The 23819-nt window shown below is 64.9% G+C and carries 19 protein-coding genes and 1 pseudogene; 10 read left to right on the top strand and 10 right to left on the bottom strand.

What is annotated here, in order from left to right:
* Positions 1–10 precede the first annotated feature (10 nt).
* From PHA81_RS00350 to PHA81_RS00370, 6 genes and pseudogenes are all read right to left on the bottom strand, one after another.
* Positions 11–1246, bottom strand: coding sequence for a PKD domain-containing protein (locus PHA81_RS00350; RefSeq protein WP_273834609.1), 1236 nt, complete (start codon positions 1244–1246; stop codon positions 11–13).
* Positions 1241–1330, bottom strand: a pseudogene (locus tag PHA81_RS20915) (carbohydrate-binding protein); the annotation flags it as partial. The gene PHA81_RS00350 and the pseudogene PHA81_RS20915, both read right to left, overlap by 6 nt.
* Positions 1331–1547: 217 nt before the next feature.
* On the bottom strand, positions 1548–3602 hold the full coding sequence (locus tag PHA81_RS00355; RefSeq protein WP_005043279.1) for a glycosyl hydrolase family 18 protein: 2055 nt from the start codon (positions 3600–3602) through the stop codon (positions 1548–1550).
* A gap of 630 nt (positions 3603–4232) precedes the next feature.
* Positions 4233–5228, bottom strand: a complete 996-nt coding sequence (locus tag PHA81_RS00360; protein WP_005043280.1) for a GNAT family N-acetyltransferase — start codon at positions 5226–5228, stop codon at positions 4233–4235.
* Positions 5229–5339: 111 nt separating this feature from the next.
* Positions 5340–6410 (bottom strand): glucose 1-dehydrogenase, encoded by a 1071-nt coding sequence (locus tag PHA81_RS00365; protein ID WP_005043281.1) that lies wholly within the window; start codon positions 6408–6410, stop codon positions 5340–5342.
* A 334-nt stretch (positions 6411–6744) separates the two neighbouring features.
* On the bottom strand, positions 6745–7506 hold the full coding sequence (locus PHA81_RS00370; RefSeq protein WP_005043282.1) for an IclR family transcriptional regulator: 762 nt from the start codon (positions 7504–7506) through the stop codon (positions 6745–6747).
* Between the two features lie 103 nt (positions 7507–7609).
* Here PHA81_RS00370 and PHA81_RS00375 point away from each other — a divergent pair, with 103 nt between their 5' ends.
* The 6 genes from PHA81_RS00375 (at position 7610) to dgoD (ending at position 13349) form a co-directional block, all read left to right on the top strand.
* A complete protein-coding gene (locus PHA81_RS00375) occupies positions 7610–8803 on the top strand; it encodes an AGE family epimerase/isomerase (RefSeq protein WP_049910069.1) in 1194 nt (397 codons plus the stop codon).
* Positions 8804–9225: 422 nt separating this feature from the next.
* A complete protein-coding gene (locus tag PHA81_RS00380) occupies positions 9226–9450 on the top strand; it encodes a hypothetical protein (protein WP_005043284.1) in 225 nt (74 codons plus the stop codon).
* 36 nt (positions 9451–9486) lie between these two features.
* Complete coding sequence (locus PHA81_RS00385) at positions 9487–10695, top strand: aminotransferase class V-fold PLP-dependent enzyme (RefSeq protein ID WP_005043285.1); 1209 nt, start codon at positions 9487–9489, stop codon at positions 10693–10695.
* 80 nt (positions 10696–10775) lie between these two features.
* Complete coding sequence (locus tag PHA81_RS00390) at positions 10776–11480, top strand: PIG-L family deacetylase (protein ID WP_005043286.1); 705 nt, start codon at positions 10776–10778, stop codon at positions 11478–11480.
* 147 nt (positions 11481–11627) lie between these two features.
* Positions 11628–12023, top strand: a complete 396-nt coding sequence (locus PHA81_RS00395; RefSeq protein WP_005043287.1) for a Rid family detoxifying hydrolase — start codon at positions 11628–11630, stop codon at positions 12021–12023.
* A 174-nt stretch (positions 12024–12197) separates the two neighbouring features.
* Positions 12198–13349, top strand: coding sequence for a galactonate dehydratase (gene dgoD / locus PHA81_RS00400; protein WP_005043288.1), 1152 nt, complete (start codon positions 12198–12200; stop codon positions 13347–13349).
* A gap of 109 nt (positions 13350–13458) precedes the next feature.
* On the opposite strand, the gene PHA81_RS00405 is transcribed toward dgoD, so the two are convergent.
* From PHA81_RS00405 to PHA81_RS00415, 3 genes are all read right to left on the bottom strand, one after another.
* Entirely contained in the window at positions 13459–14241 is a 783-nt protein-coding gene (locus PHA81_RS00405) for an IclR family transcriptional regulator (protein WP_005043289.1), read from the bottom strand.
* 54 nt (positions 14242–14295) lie between these two features.
* Positions 14296–15360: a Gfo/Idh/MocA family oxidoreductase gene (locus PHA81_RS00410; RefSeq protein ID WP_273834621.1), complete on the bottom strand. Its 1065-nt coding sequence runs from the start codon at positions 15358–15360 to the stop codon at positions 14296–14298.
* A gap of 131 nt (positions 15361–15491) precedes the next feature.
* A complete protein-coding gene (locus PHA81_RS00415) occupies positions 15492–16322 on the bottom strand; it encodes an IS5 family transposase (RefSeq protein WP_005043292.1) in 831 nt (276 codons plus the stop codon).
* Between the two features lie 200 nt (positions 16323–16522).
* Between PHA81_RS00415 and PHA81_RS00420 the strand changes: the two genes are divergently transcribed.
* The 3 genes from PHA81_RS00420 to PHA81_RS00430 all read left to right on the top strand — a co-directional run bounded on the left by PHA81_RS00420 (position 16523) and on the right by PHA81_RS00430 (position 21450).
* Positions 16523–17953, top strand: coding sequence for an aldehyde dehydrogenase family protein (locus tag PHA81_RS00420; protein ID WP_005043293.1), 1431 nt, complete (start codon positions 16523–16525; stop codon positions 17951–17953).
* 7 nt (positions 17954–17960) lie between these two features.
* Positions 17961–20648, top strand: coding sequence for a phosphoenolpyruvate carboxylase (gene ppc / locus PHA81_RS00425; RefSeq protein WP_005043294.1), 2688 nt, complete (start codon positions 17961–17963; stop codon positions 20646–20648).
* A gap of 70 nt (positions 20649–20718) precedes the next feature.
* Complete coding sequence (locus tag PHA81_RS00430; RefSeq protein WP_005043295.1) at positions 20719–21450, top strand: sugar phosphate isomerase/epimerase; 732 nt, start codon at positions 20719–20721, stop codon at positions 21448–21450.
* Between the two features lie 59 nt (positions 21451–21509).
* Here the strand turns inward: PHA81_RS00430 and PHA81_RS00435 are convergent, their stop codons facing one another.
* Entirely contained in the window at positions 21510–22526 is a 1017-nt protein-coding gene (locus PHA81_RS00435; protein WP_049910095.1) for an NAD-dependent epimerase/dehydratase family protein, read from the bottom strand.
* A gap of 139 nt (positions 22527–22665) precedes the next feature.
* On the opposite strand from PHA81_RS00435, the gene PHA81_RS00440 reads away from it, so the two are divergent.
* Positions 22666–23766: a Gfo/Idh/MocA family oxidoreductase gene (locus PHA81_RS00440; RefSeq protein ID WP_005043297.1), complete on the top strand. Its 1101-nt coding sequence runs from the start codon at positions 22666–22668 to the stop codon at positions 23764–23766.
* Positions 23767–23819: the final 53 nt, after the last annotated feature.

Below are 23819 nucleotides of genomic sequence, written 5' to 3' on the forward strand. Positions count from 1 at the left end.
GCGAGCGATACTATTTCGAGACGCCGTTGTAGATCCCCGAGAACGCGTAGGGGTTCTGGGAGATCCCGCTACAGGTCGCCGAAACCGAGCCGTCCGCACAGCCGCCGTTGTCCCGATCGAGCGACCAGAACGACACGAGACCGATCCCCTTTTTCTGCACGAACGACGCTACCTCGCGCGCGTCGTCGAGGTGGTGGGTGCCGCCCGCGTTGTTCACCCCGATCATCGGGGTGATGCCCACCATGCTCCAGGCCGCCGCCGACGAGAGGCCGGGGAAGATGGACATGAGATCGTCGTGGGTGCCGTTCGCGGTGTCCTTGACGGTGCTCGCGGTCGGCGCGACCCAGCCGTAGTTCATCGTCATCACGTTGACGAACTCCAGATCGACCCCGTGGCTCTTGGCGTTCTCGACGATGTACGTGCCGTGGCTGGTCAGTCCCGTCGTGCGAGCCCGGAGTGTGTAGGACACCTTCAGATCGGGGTTGGTTTTCTGAAGTTCGGCGAGCGCCTGGTTGCGCCGATCCACGGCGGCCTCGTTGACCGACTCCACGTCGAAGTCGAGGTGAGTCACGCCGTAGGTGTCGATCACCGTCTGGTACTCGGCCTTGATAGCGCCCACGCTCGTGATACTCTGTGCGATCGGCGTGCCGACCGCGCCGCCGAAGGAGATGATCACTGTGCCGCCGGTGTCCTGGTAGGCCTGGATCTCGCTTTTCATGCCTGCCTCGCCGACCAGCATGTCGGGCGCGCCGTCCCACGCCGCGTTCCCGTTGCCGTCCGACAGCACGAACGCCGCCGTCACAGCGTCGTTTCCGGCCTGTTTCGCGTGGTCAACCAGGCTCGTGCCCGGCTGGGTCGTCATGTGCCCGTACGGCGCGAACACGGTCTTGCCGGTCGGCTCGCTGCCGCCACCACCGCCCGCGGTCTCGACCGTGACCGTCGACGAGGACGACGCACTCGCGCCGGCGTCGTCGGTGACCGTCAGCGTGACGGTGTAGTTACCGCTTGACGCGTACGCGTGCGAAACCGTCTGGCCGGTCGCGGTCGCGCCGTCGCCAAACGCCCACTCGTAGGACGTGATCGAGCCGTCCGCATCCGACGAGCCGGCCGCATCGAACGTGACCGACTCGTTGGGCGTCACCGTCGCCGACGAGGTGGTGAACGCGGCGGTGGGAGCCTGATTACCGTTGCCACCACCACCGCTACCGCTACAGTCGCCGACCTTCGTCCAGACGTTCTTGCTCACCGCCGGCTCCCGACCTCTTGTCCACCATTCGGCCTCCCACAGCGCGCCGTCGTGAACGACTCTGTTACCCCCGTTGTAGGTCGCCCCCGACTCCCACTATGGATAGCTGGCGCAGTCGGCCGCCGAGGCCACGCCACTGGTACCGACCGCCAGCGCCGACAGCCCCGCTACCTTGCGTAGCACGTTTCGTCGTGTCTGTGTCATGGTCGTTGTCTCCTGCCGTCGTGTCGTTTGTCGGGTGATACGTCGTCCATTGGCCGGCCGCCGTCACGCCGACGACGGCAGGCCCGGCCGGGTTCGATTACCTGTTGAGCGTGTTCCAGAGCGTCGTGATGAGTTTCCCGTCCTTGGTGTCCCCACCGATGGCCCACAGCATCGTGCCGCCGTAGCTCGAACTGCTGAGCCACTCCATCTTCTTCCGGATGGATTTCTGAGTCGGATGCGAGATCATCAGCCCCTTGCTCGGGTTGTAGCTCCACGACGAGACCGCCACGTCGTCGTAGTAGGTCGTCCAGTCGCTGCTGCCGAGGTCGACCGGATTGCTCCCGGTCCGCCCGTTGCCGATCAGATCGAACGCCTCCCAGATCCCGCCGAGGTTCGTCCCGCCGTCGCCGAACGTGGGGTACGAACCGTCGCCGCTGGCGTCCTTGCCCTCGCCGGTGTACTCCTGGAACAGCCCGTCGTCCGTCCCGTTCCCGAAGTCACCCTTGGGTGGTTTGACGCCCGACCAGCTCCGCCCGTAGAACGGCACAGCCATGTTGAGCTGGGCCGGATTCCAGCCCTGGGCCTCGTACCAACTGAGCGCGGACGAGGCGTTGAACTCGCTGGGGTTCTTGTTCGGACTGTTGGGATTTGCCTTGAGGGGCGACTGGTGGCCCGTGTACTGGCTGAAGATGCCCCGGTAGTCGAACGTCATCACGCTGGTGTAGTCGAGCAGGTTCGAGAGCTTCCCGTGCTCGAGCCCCTTCACGATCTCTGGGTTCGCGCTCATCGCCGCCGAGAGCACGTAGGGCTCGCTCCGGTTGGGATCGTTGGCCGCGGCCTCGTCGAGTGCGTCCCGAACCGCCTTCACCAGCTTCGTGAACGCCTTCTGATCGCCGGGCTGGGAGACGTTATCGATGTCACACACCGGTGACGCCGAGGTGCAGCCACCTCCGCCGGGGTACTCCCAGTCGAGGTCGATACCGTCGAGACCGTAGCTCTCCACGAGCTCGACGCAGTCTTGAGCGAATATCTTGCGCTTGTCGGGGTCCTGGGCTACGTAGGAGAAGTACTCCGAGTCACCCCACCCGCCCACCGACGCGATGAAGTTGGTGTTGTCGCGCATCTGGGCCTGGGCGCTGAACGCCTTGTCACCGACGTTCTGCCAGTCCTCGACCGCTCCCTGCTTCAGGAAGCTCCCTTCGTTGCCGTTGTGCATGAACCGCGAGCCGTAGAAGTCCTGGCCGCCGTTGGCGTGCAGGAACTCCAGCGACCCGTCCTTCTCGGGACGCAAGAATGCGTACTGCACGTCGGTGACCTTGTCGTACGGGATCATGTCCGGCGTGTACTCGCGCTGGTACTGCGCCCACTGCCGCCAGTACGCGATCACGCGCTTCTTGCCGCTACCGCCGCTGTTCGATTGGACGTTGACCGTCCTCGTGAACGTCGCGCTCGCGCCCGCGTCGTCGGTGACCGTGAGCGTCACCGTGTACTCACCCGCGGAGTTGTAGGTGTGACTCACGGACTGACCGGTAGCGGTCGCGCCGTCACCGAACTTCCACTCGTAGCTGCCGATCGAGCCGTCCGCATCCGACGAACCCGACGCGTCGAACGTGACCGACGTCCCTGGCGTGGGGAACGACTCGGATGCGGTGAACGTAGCGCTCGGCGCGGTGTTGCCGCCACCGCCACCACCGCCACCGCCGCCGCCGCCGGACCCACAGTCGCCCTGTTTGGTCCAGACGTTTTCGCTCGTGGCAGGTGCGGTACCTTTCGTCCACCACTCGGCGCTCCAGAGTGACCCCTCGTAGGTCACCTGATCGCCGCCGGAGTAGGCAGTCCCCGAGTCGTACGCCGAGACGCTGCTGCAGTCCGTGGTCCCGCTGCTTTCGTTCCCTCCACCGCTGGCGGGATCGGTTTTCGTCCACGCGTCCGCGCTCTCGGCCGGTTCGGTACCTTTGGTCCACCACTCCGCCTCCCAGACGGAGCCGTTGTGGGTAACGCGATCTCCGCCGCTGTACGCAGTGCTCGCGTCCCATGCGGGGTACTGCGACTGTGCGGCGACCGTCGCACCTGTGCCGGCAGCCGCGGCGAGCAGCGCCGACGTCGTCCGAAGGATGTTGCGCCTGGTTCGTTCGATTGGTTGTCGTGACATGGTTGTGGTCGATCGAGACGGCGGCATCGGATCGGTCGTCGTCCGATTCACGATCGCCGAACTCGCATCCGGTCCGCTTGCTTGCCCCCGTCATCCTTCGTACACGGCCAGGTAATAAATAGTTTTTCTAGCTATAGAATCAATTTTTTCTTGTCCTATATCTTCGTTCAGCGGTCACAGGACGAACAACTACGGTGGCTCGATTCCGGTTCCGACAGTAGCTCGTGGCGGTCAGTGGTGCTTCCGAAGCTTTACACCGGCGAACCGCACTGATCGTGCGGCCAGTGACCACGAGCACAGACATGCTAACACAGTACGATATACCACCGACTAGTATATAATCGTTTCCATGGATAGATAGATAGTTTATCGCTGTACTGGCTGCATTTTTGAGGGAGAGACGGCCACTGCTGTCACTGCTGTCACTGCTGTGCTTACGGCCGAACGATTGTCGATCGTTGTCGTTTCGATGGAGCGGAGAAGACACCCCCTCTCTCAGCCGTACACCACGGAGAGATACGGTGACTGGTATCGTGTGGTGCCCACCGTCAGCAGTCGCTGCTTCGTGTTCCGAGCATGCGTGTGTAGTGGTTCGCCCCGGGCAGGATACAGTCGAGATGACGTGTGCGATCAGACGGAGTTCGTGCCGGACAGTTCGCGAACGGCGGAATCGTAGGCGATCCACCGCTCGAAACCGAACTGTTCGTAGTAGCCGGGGAGATCGGTCCAGTCGATCACCGCGGCCTCGTAGCCCGCGTCCCGCAGCCGACAGACGATCTCGCTGATCATGTACAGTCCCCACCCGCGACCGCGGTAGTCCGCGTGAACCCCGAGTGGGCCGACACCGCAGTGCGCGTCGGCGAGTCGCCACCCCCAGTTCACGTTCGCGCCGCGATACGCGCCGTCGTGGCGGTTCGAGCGGGCGAAACCGACCACGCCGCCCTCGTACAGCAGCACCCAGTAGTCCTCGGGGCCACCTGGAACCCGACAGATGTTCCCTGCTTCGTAGTGCCATCGACCGGGAAACTGATCGGCGAGGAAGGACTGCAGCGCCGACTCGTGATCGGTCGCCCGTTCGACCCCCAGTCCGGGCCACTCGCGGCCGGTCGCCAGAGCGGCGTCCGGCGGCGTGAATTCGGTGATGGTCCGCTGGAGGTCGTACACGACGTCGTCGGTGTCGATCGCGAACCCGGCCGCCGTCAGCACGTCGCGATACGTCGGATTGGCGGTGTTCGGCACACCCGCGACGAAGTTCTGTGGATCGCCGCCGAAGCGGAGTCGTGCCGCGCCACTCTCGATCGCCGTCTCGCCGATCGTGGTCAGCAGCTCCTCGGCGATCGGTCGACCACGATCGGCATCAGCGTCGAACGCGAACAGCGAGAGCCACGCGGTATCGGTCACGTCGTAGCCGTCGACCGAGCGAGTGAGCCGTTTCAGCACGCCGAACGCGACCAGTTCCTCACCGGCGTATCCTCCATAACACCGGACATCGAGCCCGGAAAACGGCGCGAAAACGTTAGCCGTGAGACGATCGCTGATCCGGAGGTCCGGGTGCTGGTCGTTCCAGAGCGAGATGCCATCGCGGATCGCCGCACGATCCGTGAGTCGCTCGACGGTAGCCGTCATACCACGTCTCCGGCGATCGCTCGTATAACGTTGGTGCTTACGGTACTGTCGCCGAATTTCCGTTCGTGCTTTCCGATCATCCTGTGGGCCACCGAAATTGCGGTCTGCCGTTCAGACCGTGTCGAACTCGACGACGGTCTTGATCGTCTCGTCGCTGGTTTCGAAGGCGGCCGGGGCTGCTGCCGGTTCGTGGACGCCGGTAATGAGATCATCCACGAGCCAGTCGGGAAACGCCGAAAGCGAGTCGATCGCGGCCTCGTAATGGCGCACGTTCGAGTTGACGCTGCCGAACAGGGCCTTGTTCTGGAGCACTATTTCGCGGTGGAATGCACCCCCATCGATCTCGAACGTCCAGTCGTCGGGAATCCCGAGCAGCGCGCCCACACCGTTGGAACGGAGCGCGTGGACGGTTTCGAAGGCGTGTTTCGCATAACCGGTCGCCTCGTACACGAAATCCATCGGTTCGTGGGCGTCGGGGATCGCCGCCACCGGCGTCTCGCGCGAATCGACGTAGGTCGCGCCGAGCCGTTCGATGATGTCGATCGTGGGGTCCGGACGATCCCGCCGTCCCAGACAGTACGTCCGGGAGAAATCCGTCGGTTCACTCGCCAACATTGCGAGGGTCAGCAGTCCGAGCGGGCCGTTCCCGAGCACGAGGCCGGTTTCCGGCGTCCACTCGAACGCCGACCGCGTCGCGTGGGCGTGTTCGAGCGCTTTCTCGGTGTTACTGATCGGTTCGACGAGAAAACCCGATTCGGCGAACGCATCCGGCACCGGAACCAGATATCGTGGTGCGCTCGTGAAGAGCTCGGTCATGTAGCCGTGCGCGCCCACGATCCCGCGCTCGACGTACTGGCCGTCGGGAGCCATATCGGGCTCGCCACGTTCGAAGTACTCGTTGCCATCTTCGCGGGGACGGCGGACCGTCGGGACCACGAGCTGCCCCTCGTCGAGATCGGTGCCGTTCGCGTCCGCCACGACCGCAACCGCCTCGTGGCCGAGGATCTGATACTCGTCGCCGTCGGGGAACCCCCCGTGGTTGCCCTCGATGACCTCGTGATCGGTCCCGTCGATGCCGACCCGCAGCGTCCGAAGCAGCGCTTCCCCCGGCTCGGGCGTCGGCTCGTCGACCTCGATGACCGTGGGTTCGGTTTCGCCCTGCCGGACGACGACGGCCTTCATCCGTCGTCACCGTTCCTCGCACACTCTTGACCCCACACTGCTCGGTACATCGCATGCGTGATACCATCCATCGTGCCCAGTTCCGCGTACCGACAAATAAATCCTCTGACGATGGCGGGATGAACGGATCACGTCCGACTCTCCCATCGAACGGATGCGGAACGTCGTGTTCACCGCGTCTGTTTCGACAGGGTGAACGGGTCCGATGGCGGCTTCCCCGACCACCGCCGCTGCTTCCTCGCTCGACGAACACGTACTTCGTCAACCGGTCCCGTTCACAACTGCCTCGGCGTTTCGGCCGCCTGTCGATCGGTTGTTCACTATGAGTGGACAACTACTCCGCGGCGAGAAAGCGCTTCGTCACCTCGTTGGCCGCGCTCAGGAGAATCCCGGGGATGTCCTCCTCGATACGCTTGCTCGAGAGTCGCTCGGCACTGCCTGCGACGTAGATCGCCACGTTCGGGGTGAGATCGGTGAGCGGTACGGCGACGCTGTTGACGCCCTCGTACTGTTCTTCGCGTTCGATGGCGACGCCACGCTCGCTGACGCGTCGGACGGCGTTCATGAGGTGTTCCACATCGGTGATCGTGTTCTGGGTCCGCGGCGGAAGGCCGAGCTCCGCGACGATCGACTCGGCGTATGAATCCGAGCACTGCGAGAGTATCGCCTTCCCAGGAGCGCTGCAGTGTGGGTGTTTCGAGGTGCCGGCCGCGCTGATCGCGCTATCGCTGCGCGAATCCCAGTAGAGGTCCGCCACGCGACCCCGACTCTCGACCGCGATACCGGCCGTTTCGTCGGTTAGCTCCGCCAATCGTTCGATCTGTGGCTTCGCCGCGGGGTAGAGGTCGGTCCGTGCGAGCGAGTGCTGCCCGAGATCCACCATCCGGGCTCCCAGTGCGTACGTTCCGTCGTCACGCTCCAAATATCCGAGCTCCACGAGCGTGTTGAGATGTTTGTACACGGTGCTTTTCGGCATCTCACACGCAGTTGCCACCTCCGTCACGCCGGCGGTGCCGCCGCGTTCGGCGACCGTCGCCAGCAGCGAAAACGCTGTCCGCACCGCACCGACCGTGTTTGGCGACCCGTTCGATTCCATACCGTGGTTTCTCGTCCGGACGCATAACGTTCACGAAGAGTGGACGGCCGTCCGCGCTTCCCGTCGACCTGGCACTTATCCCTCGGCCGTTCGATCACGACGTATGATAGGCACACACCGTGATCCGGAACGGATCCGTTCCAATCTGTGTCGAGTGCTTCAGTTTTACTGGCCCGACGTCGTGGATCGACGGTTCGGCGGCTACATCGCCCAGCTCGACGAACGCGACGGCCACGTCTACGATGGTCGCTCGAAACACCTCGTCGCGACGTGCCGCGCCATCCACAACTTCGCGATCGGCGTCGCGATCGACGGGCCGACGTACTGTCGTGCGGCCGCCGAGCACGGGCTCCACTTCCTCCGGCACGTCCTGTGGGACGCCGACAACGAGGGGTACGACTGGCTTCTTTCCGGGCGCGAGACGGCCGACGACACGCGCCACTGCTACGGCCACGCGTTCGCCGTCCTCGCGACCGCGCGTGCGGTCGAGGTCGGACTCCCCGATGCGGACGCGGAACTGGAGCGCGCCCTCGGCGTTCTGAACGGCCGCTTCTTCGAACCCGAGTACGGGCTCTACGCGGACGCGGCGACCGGGGACTGGAGCGACTACCAGTCCTACAGGGGACAGAACGCGAACATGCACGCGTGCGAGGCGATGCTCGCGGCGTACGAGGCAACCGGCAACGAGACTCACCTCGATCGTGCCACCACCGTTGCCCGATCGCTCGTTTGCGATCGTGCGGACGAGGCCGGCCGTGTCTGGGAACATTACACCCCGGAGTGGGAGCCCGATTTCGCGTACAACCGCGACGAGCCCGACCACCTGTTTCGTCCGTGGGGGTACCAGCCGGGCCACCACGCCGAATGGGCGAAGCTCCTCTGTCACCTCGCCGAACACCGCGACGACGACTGGCTCGTACCGCGCGCGATGGAGCTGTTCGACACCGCCGTCGAAATCGGTTGGGACGACGACCACGGCGGGTTCCACTACACGGTTGATCGGAGCGGCGAACCGGTCGTGGCCGAGAAGTACGGGTGGGCGCTGGCCGAAGGGATCGGCGCAGCCGCTCGTCTCGCGGTTCACGACGAGACGTATCTCGAGTGGTACGACCGTCTCCAGCGGTGTGCGACCGAGCACGTCGTCAACCCACGGTTCGGGAACTGGTACGAGCGCCTGGACTCCGACTGGAGTCGAGACGGACCGAACCACGGAACTGCGGTCGAACCCGGCTATCATCCGATCGCCAACCACTACGCAGCGATGACCGTGTTCAAGCAGCACGGCGAACTCCGATAGCGAACGGAGCGCTCGATCCGATCGTACACACAGTGTGAACGTACGACGTGCCAACACACAACTGGCCGAGAGCCCTCCGCAGGTCGATATCGTAACGCGAACCCAGAGAGTAACAATGATATAGCTGTTATTTGAGTCGATCATCGACGAACCAGCCGACTTGTTTGTCGCTCAAACGGGTGCGTCTGCTTCGGATCGGAGTGTCGTGGCGCGACACGCACGATCCACGGTTCGAAACGGTACTGTATCGACCGTGTTCCCGTCTCGGCGGTGCTCGTCCACTATCGAGAAACGATCGTTTACGGTAGTCCCTGGTGGATGCCGGAGCTCCTGTGTCGGAGATGTTCGGGGAACCCCTATCTCATGGACGACATCGATCGTGAACGATCGGGGTTCGTGCCATCGACTACCGTTCACCCTGTGTGGACGAACGTGTCGAAACCCGCGTCTACGGGTCGGTCGTTCGCCCCACCGACTGGTTGGAGGGGGAGACGAGATCGAACGAGCCGATCGACGATCGGGACGTAGACGGGATGGGATTGACCTCGGTCACGATGGCGAACGTCTCGTGGGGTGGATTACTGTCGTCGGAGCGCAGCGGCTTTCGGGTCGTTCGGTGCCGACTACCCCAATCACAACGATTATGATTACCGGCAGTATGAGTGTGTACACCGCAATCAACAATGAGTGAGGACGATTCCATCTACCGCGAGCTAGACGTGACGCCCGTCGTGAACGCAGCGGGGACGAAGACCCGCATCGGTGGGAGCCGGATTCGACCTGGCGCGCTCGACGCCATGCGGCGGGCTGCCGACGAGTTCGTCGAGATCGGCGATCTCGAAGCACGAGCCTCAACGGCGATCGCCGACGTCACGGGTGCGGAGGCCGGCTACGTCACCAGCGGGGCCAGCGCGGGACTGTTGCTGTGTGCGGCGGCCGCCATCGTGGGCCGTGACGTCGGCGTGATGAACGCCCTCCCGGACACGGCCGACGTGCCGAGCGAGATCGTCATGCCCCGCACTCACCGGACGGGCTACGACCACGCGTTCCGGACCGCTGGCGCGACGATCGTCGACGTCGGGACCAACGATCGCCACCTCGGTACTGGCGCAACCGACGTCGAGCCGTGGCAGCTCGATCGCGCGATCACCGACGAAACCGTCGCCGTCGGCTACATGCAGAAATCCTACACTCAGCCGTCGCTGTCGTCGGTCGTCGCGGTCGCCCACGAGAACGACGTCCCGGTGATCGTCGACGCCGCAGCGGAGGTCCCGCCGCGCGAGAACCTCTCGGCGTTCGTGGAGACGGGTGCGGACATGGTGGTGTTCAGCGGTGGCAAGGGGATCCGTGGCCCCCAAACTACTGGATTCGTCGCGGGCAAGCGCGAGTACGTCGCGTCGATCGCGGCCCAGCACCTCGACATGCACGTCGCGAACGATCTCTGGGATCCGCCAACCGACCTCATCGACCGGGAACGGCTCGACGGCGTGCCGCGTCAGGGAATCGGCCGACCGCTGAAGGTCGGGAAGGAAGAGCTCGTCGGCGCGATCCGCGCACTCGAACTGTTCGTCGCGGAGGATCACGGCCAGCTCGAAGCGGGGTGGATCGATCTCGCCGAGGCGATGGCGGAGCGACTCGCCGAGACCGGGCTCGGTGTGCATGTGACGAGCCCCAACGGCACCAGCGTCGCCCCGGAGATCGTCGTCGACGTCGAGGCGACCGGTATCGGGACGAACGCCACGGAACTCGCACGCACGCTCCGCGACGAAGATCCTCGGGTGTACGTCGGCACCGACGATCTCCCTGACGGCGAAATCGTCGTGAATCCGATGTGTCTCGATCAGAACGAGGCCGAGTACGTGATCGATCGCATCGTCGCGAACGTCGAGTAGCGTCAATCCACGATCGAAACCCATTCTCCCAACGCTTCGTCGATCACAAACTATTTGGTGCCGGTTTCCGCATTCACTGTATGCACGTGGTAGCAGTTGTCGCCCATCCAGACGATGCCGACATCTTCTGTGGTGGAACGCTCGCGAAACACGCAGCCCGCGGCGACCGGGTATCGATCGCCCACATGACCCGCGGCGAGTACGGCGGTCTCGGGACCGATACTGAGGCGGAGATCGCCGACGCCCGCGAGAAGGAGGCTCGCGCGTCCGGCGAGGTGCTCGGGGCCGACGCGGTGGAGTTCCTCGGGTTCGAGGACGGACGTATCACTTACTCGCTCGACAACCGACTGCGGATCGTCGACGCGCTCCGACGGTACGATCCCGACGTGGTTCTCACGCATTTCCGCGACGATATGCATCCCGATCATCGAGCCACCTCCCGGCTGGTGACGGACGCGTACTACATGGCGTCGCTCCCGCTCGCCGAAACCGACCACGAACCGTGTGATCCGGACAACGTCTACTACTTCGGGAAACCCACTGCCGAGTTCGAGCCATCGACGTTCGTCGACATCAGCGAGCACATCGATCGGAAGCTCAGAGCGATCGAACAGCACGAATCCCAGATCGCCTTCCTCGCCGAACACGGCGGGATCGACGCCGAGTTCGACAACCTCCTCGACGGGATCTACGCCGAGGGGGTCGTGCTCGGCAAACGGACCGGCGTCGGGAGCGCCGAAGGGTTCGCCCCGCTCCACGAGCGTGCGCGCGAGTATCTCGGGTGAACTGCCGGCCATCTCACGCCTGTGTGAACCGCCGGCTATCTCGCCTCCGTGCGAGCCACCGGTCATCGATCGTGCCGCCACGGATCGGTAGCGTTTTGGGACGTGTCGCTGGTAGAGTATCCACTGTCGCATCGCGACAGACCCACCATGCACGAACTCGAAACCGACGACGCACCGGCAAGTATCGGCCCGTTCTCGCAGGGAATCGTCGAGGGCGACACGATCTACGTTTCGGGACAGGGACCAGTCGATCCCGACACCGGCGACGTGATCGAAGGGTCGCCCGGTGAACAGACCAGACGCACGCTCGAAAACGTCGACGCGGTCCTGCGGGCTGCGGACGCCAGCCTCGACGACATCGTGAAGACGACGGTCTATCTCAAGGACATGCGCTACTACGACGAGGTCAACGACGTCTACGGCGAGCTCCTCTCGGAGCCGTATCCCGCGCGCAGCGCGTTCGAAGTGGTGAAACTCCCCGTCGATATCGACGTCGAGATCGAAGCGATGGCAGCGGTCCCCGAAACCGGCGGTCCTGACTGACGACGGGGATCGCCACGCACGCCGCTGCGGTTCGCGCTACTGTGAGACTGTGCTACCGCCGAACCCGTTCGGCTGAACGCACCTCCTTCCGGACGCTAGGGCGGACTCGATGGCCGTCGCAGCGATGTCGGTCGAACACCGTAGCATTAAGACACTATGGGCAGACCATCCCGTATGCAAATCACCGGTTACGAACTGTACGAAGTCCCGCCGCGCTGGCTCTTCCTCAAGATCGAGACGAGCACGGGGCTGGTGGGGTGGGGCGAGCCGATCGTCGAGGGGCGCGCGAAGACGGTACGAACGGCGGTCGAGGAACTGCTCGACAGCTACCTCGTCGGCAAGGACCCGCTCCGCATCGAGGACCACTGGCAGGCGATGTACCGCGGCGGGTTCTACCGTGGTGGCCCGATCTTGATGAGCGCGATCGCGGGCGTCGACCAGGCGCTCTGGGACATCAAGGGTCGTCACTACGAGGCTCCGGTCTACGATCTGCTCGGTGGCAAGAGCCGGGAGAGGATTCGGGTGTACAAGTGGATCGGCGGGGATCGACCGGGTGACGTCGCAAGCGAGGCGACCCGGCTCGCGGAGGCCGGCTACACCGCCTTGAAGATGGACGCAACCAACCAGACCCGCCACGTCGAGGGGCGCGAGGTGCTAGAGGGGATCGTCTCGCGGATCGAGCACGTTCGGAGCGAGGTCGACGACGCGGTGGACATGGCGGTCGACTGTCGCGGTCGGGTCTCGAAGTCGATGGCGAAGACGTTGACCCGCCGGCTGACCGAGTTCGACCTGCTGTTCGTCGAGGAGCCGGTGTTGCCGGAGAACCTCGAATACCTCCCCGTGATCGCGAACCAGTCGGGCACTCCGCTCGCCGCGGGCGAACGGCTCTACTCGCGGTGGGACTACCAGCCGGTGTTCGAGGACGGCGCGATCGACGTGATCCAACCCGACGTCTCCCACGCTGGCGGCATCTCCGAGATGCGTCGACTGGCGAGCGCCGCCGAGACCCACGATGTCGCGGTCGCGCCCAACTGCCCGCTCGGGCCGATCGCGCTCGCGTCCTCGCTCCAGGTCGTGACCCACGCCCCGAACTTCCTCGTTCAGGATCACGGGTTCGACGTCCATTCGGACGCGCGGGGGCCCGCCCACGAGTACCTCGCGGGAGAGTCGCCGTTCGTGTTCGACGACGGCTATCTCGACACGCTCGACGGCCCTGGACTGGGTATCGAGATCGACGAGTCGGTGGTCGCGGAGAAATCCGCGATGGAGACCGACTGGCACAACCCCATCTGGCGGCACGAGGACGGCAGCATCGCCGACTGGTGACCGCGAGGATCGTGTCGGAGTTGGTACGGACTTACTGGATCACTGACATCCTCACCGAGCGTTCCGCTGATCGGTCCTGGTGAACGGGTTCGCCATCGACCGCGTGGCGTCACTCAACCCAGCCGCGGTAGGCGGTGTTGATCTCGATGACGCCGGCGACGTTCTGGAGAGCCTGGGGGAACTCCTCCTCAAAGATTTCGTCCGAGATGTTCGCGGTGGAACTGCTCACGCTGAGCGCGCCGAGGAGGCCCCCGGCGTCGGTGACGAGGGGGGTCGAAACACACCGGACGCCCTCGAACTGTTCGTTATCGTCAAACGCGATCCCCCGGGAACGGACGTCGGCTATCTCCGCGCGCAGGGTCGCCGGGTCCACGATGGTGTTTCGGGTGTGTCGCGTCAGCTCTCCTCGTTCGAGGAACCCATCGAGGGACGAGTCGTCAAGGGCGGCGAGCATCGCCTTCCCCGCGGCGGTGCTATGGAGATCCTCGCGCGTGCCGAGCGTGGTTGGGATCTCCTCGGGAGGGCGTTCCGAGGACTGATACAGCGTGACGGCGTACCCGTTGCGCTCGACGACGAGTCGGGCGGTCTCGCCGGTGGTGGCCGCGAGCCTGTCGACGCCTTCCTTTCCGGACTGAAACACCGCCTCGCGCTCGCGGGCCGCGCCGCCATACGAGAGCGGCCGGAGGCCGAGGCGGTAGGTTCCATCGACCTGCTGGACGAACCCGTGTCGCCGGAGGGTCGTCAAGTAGTGATGGACGGTGGCCTTCGAGAGACCGACCGCCTCGCCCAACTCCGTGACCCCTGCGGTCTCCCGAGCGAGGAGTTCGTCGAGGATGCGAACCGCGTTGTCGACCGAGTTGATCGTCTTCGCGCCGTCGGCGTCCGGGGTCATGTCGGGGGTTGTGCGTGTCGATATAAATATCCGGCCCTCGTCGCGGGTCGTGATTCACTCGCTTTCGGCATAGATACAGTCGACGATGTGCTGGACGGCGAGCGCCTGTTCGGTGGTGTTCATCGATGGTGGAGCGTCCTCGGTGATCGCCGTCGTGAACGCGCGCAACTGCTCTCGGTACGGATCGTTCGAGTTCACCGTGACGGAAGCGTCGAGGTAGTGATCCATGCCGCCCGTGTTTGCGCCGTAAAATCGGAGGCTCTGGTCGACCTCGGCCATACCGTTGAGGCGATCGGTGATGTCGAGTACCGCGCCACCCTCGGTGCCGTAGAGCTGGTATCTGTGGACCGACTCGGCGTTGGCCGCCCACGCGACTTCGAGCGTTGCGGTGGTCCCGTCCTCGTAGGTCAAAAATCCCGACGCCGAGTCCTCGACGTCGAACATGTTCGCGTCGGCGTCCTCGCCCCACATGTCGAGGTAGGCGTAGGATTCGCGGTGGCCGAAGTCCTGACGCGTCGTGGCGGCGACGTCGTCGATCACCGGCGCGTCGAGAAAGTGGTCGAGGAGGTCGATCAAGTGAATGCCGATATCGATCACCGCGCCGCCGCCGGCGATCTCCGAGGAGGTGTACCACGACCCGCGACCCGGCACCCCACGCCGCCGGATGTACGCCGCCTGAACGTGCCTGATCTCTCCGAGGTATCCCTCGTCGATGTACCACTTGAGGACCTTACAGACGTTCAAAAATCGGTTTTGGAAGCCGACCATGCAGAGACAGTCCGTTTCGCGCGCGATCTCGGCGATCCGTTCGGCGCTTTCGAGGGTGTGAGCCAGTGGCTTCTCGACAAACACGTCGAACCCGCGCTCCATCGCTGCCGTGGCGACCGGCTCGTGGAATTTGTTCGGTGTCGTGACGAGAACGCCATCGAGGTCGCGTTCGAAGAGTTCGGCGGGGCGTTCGAACACCCCGGTACCGACGCGGCGCTCGAACTCCTTGCGGGCGTCCGGGCTCGCGTCCGAACCGTAGACGGTGTGGCCGAACTCGGTGAGGATTTCCGCCCGGAGGAGACCGTAGGTCCCGAGCCCCGCGACCCCGATTTCGAGCGTGTCCTCGGTCATAGCTGAACCTCCGGAGCGAGCGTAATACGGGTTTCGACCATCGAGGTTCGAAAATTGTTTGCCAATATCAAACGAACTGGAAGGGCTTCACACTCACACGGCTCTATTGAATCCGCAGAGGGCAACGGGATTCACGGTTTGAGGGCTAGTTCGAGGTTGTAGACCGCGGCGGTGAGCGTGATCTCGCGGAACTGGCGGTACCATGCTCGCGCTCGGACGGCGGAGCCGTACGAGCGCTTGATCACCGAGTTCACGGTCTCACAGATCGACCGCTGGTTGTAGAGTTCGTCCTCGATCCGCGCGTTGTGTGCGTGATCGTACGGCGCGAAGACACGGTGTTTGATCAGTGGACGCACGTCTTCGGCATGCAACTCCTCGCGGAAGCTCATATCATCGTATCCCTTGTCGGCGGCCAGACTGAGCAGGTCGCCTGCGTTCCGCAGGGCGACCTGCGGGCCAACGTTCGTTCCGTTGGGCCACTTCGCACTACAGTGAACGTCGATAACCGCGCCCTGCGCGGTATCGACGAGAAACGTGGCCTGAACGGTCTGTACATCTCGCTCACACCGCTTGAGATAGTGACTCGATGCTTCTCTGCGGTCGAAGTAGGTGGCATCGATGGCGGCGTGACCGGACTGGTCGAGCAGCTCCGACGAGAGTCGGAGCAGCTCTCGCCAGACAGTCATCGGCGCTCGATCAAGGGACCTGCACAGCGCAGATGGACCAAGGAACTCGCCGCGCTCGAGGACGAGCGCGGCTCGTACGCGTTCCATCTCTTCAGCCCAATCGAGGACTTCGACGAGTGTCGCGTCCATGTGTTCGCGGAGAAAGTGCAAGACGGCGTGCTTCCAGCCGGCAACTCCGTTGCCGGCGGGATGGCTGATCTGCATCAGCGCTGCATCAGTAAGTTTTCGTGCGATCGAGACAGCCTGTTTGACGAAGCGGAAGAGAATCTTCTGCACAAAGACTCCTCTTCCGCTTCGTCTCAATCGTTCTGACGACTCACCCCGACGCCGTCGGCGGATTCAATAGAGCCCACTCACACAGACACACCCGTCATGACATCTCGATTCAAAAAAACGTCGCGGCGGGTCAGTCGATTGCCACGGCATTTATTCGGTCCAAAGTAAATCTTTTACCGATTCGACCCCAACCATCGTGCATGGCTACCACATCAACGGCGCACGACGAACGGGCCTACATCGACGGGCAGTGGGAGAGCGGCGACGGCGTCATCGAAGTAAATGATCTCGCCGAGGGTGGCGTATTCGCCCGAATCACCGCAACGAGCCCGCTCCAGGCCGAAGCAGCGCTCGATGCGGCAGAGGGTGCACAGCCATCGATGGCCGCCTCGACGATTCCCGAGCGGGTGGCGTGGCTCGAAGCCATCGCCGCAGGCCTGCGCGACCGGAAGGACGAACTCGCAGACGTGATCGTTCGCGAGGCGGGCAAGCCGATCGCGAGCGCGCGCGGCGAGGTCGAGTCGGCCGCCGAGCGATTCGAGCGCGCGGTCGAGGAGGCCCGAGGGCTAAAGGGCGAGTTCCGGCCGGGGACGACCGCCGGGCACGAGGGTTGGGAGGCGATCACCAAGCCCGAACCCCGCGGAACCGTGCTCTGCATCACGCCGTACAACTACCCGCTTTCGACGACCGCGCTCCAGGTCGCGCCCGCGCTCGCGGCCGGCAACAGCGTCGTGCTCAAACCTGCGAGCAAAACCCCCGTGAGCGCCGCGATCCTGACCGACGTCATCGCTGCGACCGACGTTCCGGCAGGCGGGTTCAACTTCGTTCCGGGGCACGCGAGCACGATCGGCGACGTGCTCGCTGGTTCGGATCAGATCGATGCGATCGCGATGACCGGCTCGTCGGGCGCAGGCGAACACGTCGCCCGCCAGAGTGGGATCGTGAACCTCCACATGGAGCTCGGGGGCAACGCGCCCGCCGTGGTCTTTCCCGACGCCGACCTCGATGCAGCCGCCGCGGCGTGTGCGAAAGGCGGGCTCAAGTACGCCGGCCAGCGGTGTTCGGCGGTCAGCCGCGTGCTGGTCCACGAGTCGATCCACGACGATCTCGTCGAGCGGATCGAGAGCGAGATGGACGCCTACCCCACCGGCGATCTGTTCGAGGAGGAAACGGCTCTCGGACCGCTCATCAGCGACGAGCAGGCTGACTGGGTCGAGGAGCTCGTCACCGACGCCACCGATCGGGGTGGCGAGATCGTTCGCGGCGGCGGGCGCGACGGCCAGTTCGTCGAGCCGACGCTGCTCGGCGGGGTTCCCGAGACCGCACGCCTCGTCACCGAGGAGCAGTTCGGCCCCGTGATCCCGGTGACGACGTTCGCCGACGAGGACCACGCCATCGAGATCGCCAACGGCACCGACCTCGCACTCGACGGCTGCGTCTTTACGACTGAGTACGACCGCGCGCTCCGGGTTGCCGAACGGATCGACGCCGGCGCAGTCCGGATCAACGGCGCGCCCTCCCACGGTCTCGGCGACATCCCGTTCGGCGGGAACGAGGACTCGGGGATCGGGCGCGAGGGCATCGGGACGAGTATCGAAGGGTTCATTCGATACAAGAGTATCGTGCTCTAACAACACGATGACGCTACACAATCGCACGGTTGAGCGGGACGTTCGGGAACTCGGCGCGCTGGTTGGCGAGGTGCTCGAAACACAGACCTCGACCGACGCGTTCGAGACGGTCGAAGAGCTCCGTACCACCGCCATCGACTACCGCAACGGCGAGATCGACTCGCGCAACGGCCTCGATCGCACACTGGGCGGCCTCGAACCCGAGACCGCCGTCACGGTCGCGCGCGCGTTCACGACCTATTTCGAGATGGTGAACCTCGCCGAGGAACGCGAGCGGGTCCGAGCCATCCGGACCGCCTCCCAAGAGGGATCGCTCGCCGACAGTTTGAGCGCCGCCGTCGAGAGTCTCGCCGACCGCGATCCCGAGGTCGTCGAGCGGATCCTTGGCGACGTGCTGATCGAGCCGACCTTCACTGCTCACCCCACGGAGGCCCACCGCAAGACGGTGAAAGCGAAACTCCGGACCATCGCCGACCACCTCGTCGCACTCGACGAGCGCCGGTTGACCGACACCGAGTGCGCACAGCTCGAGGCCGCACTCGAAGCCCAGGTCACGAGCCTCTGGGGCACCCGCCAGATCCGCGAGCGCCAGCCCGAACCGCTCGATGAGGCGCGAAACGTCCACTGGTATCTCGAGAACACTCTCTTCGATACGACTGGCGAGGTCTACCGCGAGATCGAGGACACGCTCGGGGCGGAGTTCGACGATATCGGAGTGCCCAAACTCTTCGAATTCCGATCGTGGGCCGGCAGCGACCGCGACGGCAACCCCTACGTCACCCCCGAGGTGACGAGCGAGACCCTCGCGCGACAGCGCCGCAGTGTTCTGGAGAAGTATCAGGAAGCGCTCGCCGATCTGTCGAGCGTGCTCGCCCACGACGCCGACCGGCTCGACACGGGCGAGGCGTTCGACGATCGGCTCGCCGCGAACCGCAAGCGCTTCCCCACGCTCGCCGATCAGGCCCGCGAGCGCTACCCCGACGAACCCTACCGTCAGCACCTCCGACTGATGGGCGAGCGTCTCGAACGCATCGGCGACGTCCGCCCGAACGGGTACGACGAGGTGGCCGAGTTCACCGCCGATCTCGACGCGCTGGCGACGAGCCTCCAGGCGAACGGCGGTGAGCGGATCGCCGCGGTCCACGTCGACCCGCTCGAACGCCAGGCCCACACATTTGGATTCTGCCTCGCGGGTCTCGACCTCCGGGATCACCAGGAAAAACACACCGAGGCGATCACTGCGGCACTCGGCCGCGAGGACATCGCCTATGAATCGCTCGACGAGGACGAGCGCGTCGAACTCCTGACCGAGGCCATCCTCCAGGACGCGCCGCTGATCGACGTCACCGATCGCGAGGGATTGTTCGACCCCGCTGCACGCGTGCTCGAACGGTTCGACCGGCTGAACGACTGGCAGCGCGAGTACGGCGCGGACGCCATCGACACCTACTGCATCTCGATGGCGGAGAAGCCGAGTCACGTGCTCGAAGTCCTGTTCCTCGCCGATCAGGCGGGCGCGGTCGAGCTCCCCGAATATTGTGGAATCGATGTCGTGCCGCTGCTCGAAACCGAGGCCGCCCTCGACGGCGCGCGCGAGATCATGGAGACGCTGTTCGACAACGAGGCGTACGGCCAGGCGCTCGCCGCGCGCGGCAACCTCCAGGAAGTGATGTTGGGCTACTCCGACTCGAACAAGGAGAACGGCTTCTTCGCGGCGAACTGGGACCTCTACCGCAACCAGCGCCGACTCGCCGACATCGTGGACGATCACGATGTCGACCTCCGGCTGTTCCACGGCCGTGGTGGCTCGATCTCGCGGGGTGGCGGCCCGATGAACGAGGCGCTGCTTGCGCTGCCGAACGAGACCGTCACCGGCCAGGTCAAGTTCACCGAGCAGGGCGAGGCGATCGCGGAGAAGTACGCCAACCCACGCATCGCCGAGCGCAATCTCGAACAGATGCTGAACGCCCAGATTCGCGCACGGGCGCAGGCGCTCGATCAGCCCAAAGACGACGTGCCGGAGGAGTGGCTCGACGCGGCCGCGACGATCGCCGACGCGGCGCGGACGGCGTATCAGGACCTGCTCACCATGGATGGGTTCGTCTCGTACTTCGAGCAGGCCACGCCCATCACGGTGATCGAGGAGCTCAACATGGGCTCGCGGCCGGCGTCGCGGTCGGGCGAGCGCACCGTTGAGGACCTCCGGGCGATTCCGTGGGTGTTCTCGTGGACCCAGTCGCGGTGCATTCTGCCTGGCTGGTACGGCCTCGGGGCGGGGATCGAGGCCTACCTCGACGAGGGCGGTTCGACGGACACGCTCCAGGCGATGTACGACGACTGGGCCTTTTTCCGGACGACGATCGACAACGCCGCGCTCGCGCTCGCGCGCACCGACATGGAGATCGCGGGTGAGTACGCCGCGGTCGCCGACGACGACCTCGAAGCACGCTTTTTCCCGGTGTTCGAGGCGGAGTACGAGCGGGCCGCCGACCTCGCCACGACCATCGGCGACCGTGACGACCTCGTGAACCGTGGGTGGCTCCGCGAGAGCCTCCGTCGCCGGAACCCCTACGTCGACCCGCTGAACGTGCTCCAGACCCACCTGTTGGATCGTGAGCACCGGACCGAGACCGAAAAGCGGGCACTGCGCCTGACGGTCAAGGGGATCGCCGCCGGCATGAAGAACACCGGGTAGCTCGGTTCCGTCGCTTCACTAACTGACCATCGGGAGAAACCGTTTTACCGCCGACCCGAGATGCAGGACTATGGCACGATCAGCCATCCAACTGTACACGCTGCGCGCGCTCGACGAACCGCTCGACGAACTGCTCGCCCGAGTCCGTGACGCGGGGTTCGAGGGCGTGGAGTACGCCAACCGGATCGGCGATGCGGACGCCGACGCCGTCCGGACCGCGCTCGACGAGACGGGCCTCGAATCGGTCGCGGCCCACGTCGGGATCGACGAGATCGAGGACGATCCGGAGGCCACCATCGAATTCTACCGATCGCTCGGCTGTGACCACCTCGTGGTGCCGTGGCTCGATCCCGAATGCTTCGAGACCGAGAGTGACATCGAGGCAACCGCGGATCGGCTGTTGAGGGTGGCCGAGACGGTCGACGACCACGACATGGCGCTGTCCTATCACAACCACGACCACGAGTTCGCCGCGGTGAACGGCCGGCCGGCGTTCGAGCACCTCGCGGAAGCCACCCGAGAACCGCTCGGCTTCGAACTCGACTGCGGGTGGACCGCGGCCGCGGGTGTGGACCCGACCGCCGTCCTCGATCGGTGGGGTGACCGAGTGTCGCTCGTCCACATCTCCGACGCCGACGAGACGCGGTCGTCCGTGGAGGTCGGCGACGGCGTGCTCGACGTGGAAGCCTGTGCGGCAGCAGTTCGGGCGCACGACGTCGAGTGGGCGATCTACGAGCACGACGATCCCGACGATCAGATGGCGTCGGTCGCCCACGGTGCGGACGTGCTGGAACGGTTCTGAGGGTCTTGCGGTGGGCTCTCGGTCGAGTGACTGAGTAATCGAACGACTCGACGTGGCACTTAAGAGCCGTCGAGCGCGTCGACGAACGACGCCTCGGCGTCGCGCCACGCCGCAACCACCCGATCGTACTCGGGGTCGTTCTCGGCGTCGTCGATCCGGTCGTGCTCGTCGAGCCAATCGACGGTGCGACGGACGCCTTCCTCCCAGCCGATGGTCTGCTCGAACCCGAGATCACGGCGGGCTTTCGACGTATCGAACACCGTGCTGAACCGGAAATGATCCTCGAGACCGCCGGTCCGGTCGGGAACGGCTGCGGTGAGCGCGTCAGTCGGAACGTGGACGAGATCGGGGGCGGGCGCGTCGAGCGCATCGGCCGCGCGGCGGTGGTACTGGTTCCACGTCATCGGCCGTTCGCACGTCACGTGGTAGGCTTCGCCGATCGCCGCTCGGTTGTCGAGCGCCCCGACGAACGCGTTCGCGACGTCGTCGCGGTGACACGGCCCCCAGATCGACGTGCCGTCGCCGTGGACCACGATCGGTTTTCCCTCCCGAAGCCGGTCGATGTAGGCGGTGCCGTCGCCGAGCGTGTGGATCAGCGTTCCACCTTCACCGTAGGTGTGCCACGGCCGGAGCACCGTCACCGGAAATCCGCGGGCGCTGTGGGCTTCGAACAGCCGGTCCTCGCAGGCGGCCTTGTCGGCTCCGTACTCGCTGACCGCGGGACTGCGTGCCGCCGACTCGACGATCGGCATGTCCGCAACGGGTCGATGGTAGACGTCGATCGTGCTGCAGAAGACGTACTGCTCGATTTCGCCCTCGAACGCACGGATCGCGGATTCGACGTCCGCCGGCTCGAAGGCCACCATGTCGATCACGCAGTCGACGTCGAGATCCGCCATCTGTTCTTCGAAGCGGTCGTAGTCGGTTCGGTCGCCGGTGACGTGCGCGACGCCTTGCGGGAGGTCGGCGTCGGTGCGGCCACGGTTGTACACCGTCACGTCGTGCCCGACGTCGACGAGCTGGCGCGTGATTCCCGTGCTGATCAACCCCGTGCCGCCGATGACAAGGATGTGCACGTATCGACCTCGATCGTGGTCCGGATAAACGTCTCGGCGATCTCGGGATCGCATCCGTCGATGTCGATCGCCGGCCCACATCGCCTGCATCGATCGAACGAAAGCACTATGTCACTAGTCCTCGCTGTCTGCAAACGAAATGAATCAGTACACGGTCGCCATCGTCGGTACTGGCCCAGACCCGCGAAACCCCACTGTCGAAGGGTTCGCGATGGGGTATCGACACGCCGAGGCGTATCGGAACAACGAGAACTGCCGGCTCGTCGCCTGCGCCGACCTCGTTCCCGAGAACGCTCGGGCGTTCGCCGATGAGTTCGGTGTCGACGAGGACGGTATCTACGCGGACTACGAGGACATGCTCGCCGCGGTCGAACCCGACGTCGTCAGCGTCGCCGTGCCACCCGCGATCCACGAGCAGGTCGTCGTGGACTGTGCGCAGAGCGGTGTCGTCGACGCCGTCCACTGTGAGAAACCGATGGCACTGACGTGGCCGAGCGCCGAGCGGATGGTCCAGGCCTGCTGGCGGCGCGACGTCCAGCTCACGTTCAACCGCCAGCGTCGGTTCGGCCGACCGTTCACCGAGGCCGACCGGCTGCTCGACGCTGGTGAGATCGGCGCACTCCGGCGGATCGAGATCGGGTGGGGCGACTTCTTCGACACCGGCGCACACACCGTCGATCTCGCGGGGATGTTCAACGACGACCGACCGGCCGAGTGGGTCATCGCCCAGCTCGACTACCGCGAGGAGGACGTCCGGTTCGGCGCACACCAGGAAAACCAGATGTTCGCCCAGTGGCGCTACGACAACGGCATCCACGGGGTGCTCTCGACCGGCCCTGGCGCGTCGCTGACCGACGCCGCGATCGTGCTTCGAGGGACCGACGGGACGCTCCGGATCGACGTCGACGACGGTCCAATGCTCGAACTCAAACAGGATGGCCGGCGGGAGGCGATCGACGTCGGCGGCGAGACGATGCACGGTACGGCCGACGACGGCGATCGGTTCGGCTCGCGGTTCCACGACCGTTCGATCGGCGACGCGATCGACGCGCTCCGGAGCGACGAGGAGTCACAGCTCGCCGGCCGGATCGGCCTCAACACTGCCGAAATCCTCTTCGGCGGCTACGAGTCGGTCCGCCAACGAGGACGGGTCGACCTCCCACTCGATGTCGACGACAGTCCGCTCGAAGCGATGGTGGAATCGGGTGCACTCTCGCCGACGCTCGACGACGCGGAATAGGACCGTCGCGGCACGGGCTATCCACCAGCCGTCGAATCGTCGTATCGACGCCA

The organism is Halococcus sp. PRR34 (assembly GCF_028617175.1).
Lineage (GTDB): Archaea > Halobacteriota > Halobacteria > Halobacteriales > Halococcaceae > Halococcus > Halococcus salifodinae.

Coding starts and splice junctions, on each gene's coding strand:
- PHA81_RS00390 (WP_005043286.1), top strand. CDS start 10,776: ATGCACGTGGTAGCAGTTGTCGCCCATCCAGACGATGCCGACATCTTC.
- PHA81_RS00365 (WP_005043281.1), bottom strand. CDS start 6,410: ATGAAGGCCGTCGTCGTCCGGCAGGGCGAAACCGAACCCACGGTCATC.
- PHA81_RS00420 (WP_005043293.1), top strand. CDS start 16,523: ATGGCTACCACATCAACGGCGCACGACGAACGGGCCTACATCGACGGG.
- PHA81_RS00385 (WP_005043285.1), top strand. CDS start 9,487: ATGAGTGAGGACGATTCCATCTACCGCGAGCTAGACGTGACGCCCGTC.
- ppc (WP_005043294.1), top strand. CDS start 17,961: ATGACGCTACACAATCGCACGGTTGAGCGGGACGTTCGGGAACTCGGC.
- PHA81_RS00395 (WP_005043287.1), top strand. CDS start 11,628: ATGCACGAACTCGAAACCGACGACGCACCGGCAAGTATCGGCCCGTTC.
- PHA81_RS00430 (WP_005043295.1), top strand. CDS start 20,719: ATGGCACGATCAGCCATCCAACTGTACACGCTGCGCGCGCTCGACGAA.
- PHA81_RS00360 (WP_005043280.1), bottom strand. CDS start 5,228: ATGACGGCTACCGTCGAGCGACTCACGGATCGTGCGGCGATCCGCGAT.
- PHA81_RS00370 (WP_005043282.1), bottom strand. CDS start 7,506: ATGGAATCGAACGGGTCGCCAAACACGGTCGGTGCGGTGCGGACAGCG.
- PHA81_RS00410 (WP_273834621.1), bottom strand. CDS start 15,360: ATGACCGAGGACACGCTCGAAATCGGGGTCGCGGGGCTCGGGACCTAC.
- PHA81_RS00405 (WP_005043289.1), bottom strand. CDS start 14,241: ATGACCCCGGACGCCGACGGCGCGAAGACGATCAACTCGGTCGACAAC.
- PHA81_RS00355 (WP_005043279.1), bottom strand. CDS start 3,602: ATGTCACGACAACCAATCGAACGAACCAGGCGCAACATCCTTCGGACG.
- PHA81_RS00440 (WP_005043297.1), top strand. CDS start 22,666: ATGAATCAGTACACGGTCGCCATCGTCGGTACTGGCCCAGACCCGCGA.
- PHA81_RS00375 (WP_049910069.1), top strand. CDS start 7,610: ATGATAGGCACACACCGTGATCCGGAACGGATCCGTTCCAATCTGTGT.
- dgoD (WP_005043288.1), top strand. CDS start 12,198: ATGCAAATCACCGGTTACGAACTGTACGAAGTCCCGCCGCGCTGGCTC.